Origin of the sequence: Amnimonas aquatica (genome assembly GCF_002943415.1) — a bacterium.
Lineage (GTDB): Bacteria > Pseudomonadota > Gammaproteobacteria > Pseudomonadales > Moraxellaceae > Perlucidibaca > Perlucidibaca aquatica_A.
On record NZ_PTQZ01000362.1, the window covers coordinates 1 to 1,166 of the forward strand.

At 68.7% G+C, this 1,166-nt stretch carries 3 protein-coding genes; all 3 read right to left on the reverse strand.

The window, feature by feature from the left end; all coding sequences use genetic code 11:
• Window positions 1–353: flagellar protein FliT (locus tag C5O18_RS09980; protein WP_146089354.1), on the reverse strand; the 353-nt coding region annotated here is incomplete at its 3' end.
• Window positions 354–355: 2 nt separating this feature from the next.
• Window positions 356–793: a flagellar export chaperone FliS gene (gene fliS / locus C5O18_RS09985; protein ID WP_105193469.1), complete on the reverse strand. Its 438-nt coding sequence runs from the start codon at window positions 791–793 to the stop codon at window positions 356–358.
• 121 nt (window positions 794–914) lie between these two features.
• The coding region (fliD, locus tag C5O18_RS09990) for a flagellar filament capping protein FliD (protein WP_158249337.1) at window positions 915–1,166 on the reverse strand (252 nt) is incomplete at its 5' end.

Below are 1,166 nucleotides of genomic sequence, written 5' to 3' on the forward strand. Positions count from 1 at the left end.
CAGCTGCTCAGGTAGGCGTTCACCGCCCGTCCGGCACGCTGCATGACCAGCTCCTCGTCGCCGAGGTGCTGCTTCGACGCCGTCGCCAGTCCGGCGACCCTGGCGTCCAGCGCGAGCATGACACGGATGCCGTCGGCCAGCACCTGGCGGTCCAGCTGCTCCACCGGCTCGGCGAAATACTGCTCAAGCAGCACGCGGCGCGCCTGCTGCAGTTGCAGCGCGGCCTCCCAGTCGCCCTGCTCGGCGTGCCGGAGCAGCGCGTGCGTCATGTCCAGCAGGCCGTTCCAGGTCAGGCGCTCGGGGCTGGCGGCACGCGGAAAGGCGATCACTTCGGCATTGGTCAGGTTGTGCATGATCAGGCTCCCACGGCGGCCAGGGTGGCGCCGGCCGGCGCGCCATGACGCAGGTTCATCGGGATCTGCGACCAAGCATCGCTCAGCGTGCGCAGCAGGCCGCTGCACTCGTCGAGCATGCCGGCGTCGCGGCCCGCGCTGGCCTGCAGCAGGCGGCGGGTCAGGTAGTCGTAGAGGTCGTCGAGGTTGGCTGCCAGCTCGCTGGTGCTGCTGCGGTCCAGGCTCATGCGCAGGCCTTCGACGATGCGCAGCGCGCGGGTAATGTCCTGGCCCATGCCGCTGACATCGGCGCGCATCAGCTTGCCCCGGGCGCGGGCGATGCGGTCGAGCGCGCCCTCGTAGAGCATTTCGATCAGGCGGTGCGGGCTGGCCGCCTCGACACCGCTGTGACGGCCGATGTCGGCGTAGGCGCTGGCTGCCCTGCTGAATGCCATGCTCATTTGAAGTTCTCCCCGCTGCATGTCTGTCGTACCAGGATCATCGGCTCCGGGGCGGAAAACTTGAGCCGCGGAAGGCCGGAACCGGGGCGGGATTCGTTATGAAAACGTAACCCGCCGGCGCTCACTTGGACAGCAGCGAGAGCTGCGAGGTCAGGAAGCTGCTGGTGCTGGAAAGCCCTGACAGCAGCGTGTCCAGCGCGGTGAACTGGGCCGTGTAGCGGGCCTGCAGCTGCTCCATGCGCAGCTCGTGGGCATCGCGCTGGCGGGTGACATCCTTGGACTGGCTGTTGAGGCTGTCGGTGCGGCCCTGGATCAGGCCGTCGCTCTTCACGAAGCGGTCGAGCGACGCGCTCAGGCGCGCCGACATGCCGTC

Coding starts and splice junctions, on each gene's coding strand:
- fliS (WP_105193469.1), bottom strand. CDS start 793: ATGAGCATGGCATTCAGCAGGGCAGCCAGCGCCTACGCCGACATCGGC.